At 53.3% G+C, this 1325-nt stretch carries 1 protein-coding gene; it reads right to left on the minus strand.

Annotated features, from left to right (window positions below; translation table 11 throughout):
- Positions 1-57: 57 nt before the first annotated feature.
- The gene (locus AC07VO_RS29865) at positions 58-1236 is read right to left on the minus strand and encodes an integrase core domain-containing protein (protein WP_086944034.1); all 1179 of its coding nucleotides are present in this window, start codon (positions 1234-1236) and stop codon (positions 58-60) included.
- Between the last annotated feature and the right edge of the window lie 89 nt (positions 1237-1325).

The raw sequence follows: 1325 nt of genomic DNA on the forward strand, positions 1-1325 counted from the left end.
GTGAAGGGATCAACCACATAGGTAACAAAACAGTTCAAGCACATAGGTAACACCTGACTACTTACTTCTGATCACCTTGAGCGTTACATAGTCATCCTTGGCGTCTTTTTCATCAATGCGACCTAATACTACCGGCCCAAAAACGATGTCCCAAAGCCCTCCGTTTATGCTCTCCAACCCGACTATTTCATGCTTGAGTACATAGCCCACATAAATTCTGAGCCGGCCCTTGTTCACTACCCCGTTTGAATCCACTCGATAAGCTTCGACATGACTTGGGTATCTCATCTCCGGCAGCCTTTCCGGATAAGTTCGTGACGAACTTGTGTAACACGAGCCCGGTGTTTTCTGCCCGAGCGCCTCATGCACACGCTCATGATTGTAGTGCTGCATGAACAGATCGAAATGTTTCTGCTGCGCACCCCACTCGATCTCCGGCGGCCTTGGCAACGTGCTTTTAAGCGTGCGGTGCATGCGTTCATGCCGTCCGTTCTGCTCTGGTCGACCCGGCTGAATCCTTTCGTGGATGATCCCCAGACGGGCCCACCAGATGGACAACTGCGACAACCCAGCACGCCCACCGCTGGCGAAAGGAACACCGTTGTCGGTACGGATCCGCTCAGGCATTCCATACATCTTAAACAGCCGCTCGAAGGTTGCCTTGGCGTCCTTGAAAGTCGTGCTGGGCATGCTCTCACAAGCCAGTAGAAAGCGACTGGCGTGATCCATCACGGTCAGGGGGTAACACCAGGCACCGTCTCCCGTCAGGTATTGGCCTTTGTAATCGGCACTCCAGAGCTGGTTTGGAAAGTCGGCCTTCTGAAGCGGCTTGGGATAAATGGCGACACGCTGACGTAAACGCCGCGGCGTCACCAGCCCCGCCTTTTTCAGCACGTTGTAGATTGTGGTTTTAGAGGGCGGGGGCTGATCCGGAAATCGCTCACTTAGAGCTGTCTGAATCTTCTTCGGGCCTGGAGTCGTTTGTCCTTGAACGCGTAGCTCAAGAATGGCTTCCTTGACTGCAAACGGCACGGCTTGAGCTTGGGAATGCCGCTTGCGACTGCACTCCATCAAGCCGTTAACGCTGTCCGCGTTGTAGCGCGCCACCCACTTGTAACCAGTTTTGCGACTGATGCTGTGAGCCGCACAGAGTTGACTGAAGTTGAGTCGACCGGACAGATAGTCGGCAATGAACATCACTTTCAGGTCCATAGGTTTCAGCTCTCGCCACGGCATGGTCAGATCCTCGGAATCGACCAGTGCCAGTTAAAAACTGTTACCTATGTGCTTGAACTGTTTTGTTACCTATGTGGGTGAGTCATACC

It is taken from the genome of Pseudomonas sp. GW821-FHT03E01 (assembly GCF_059420765.1).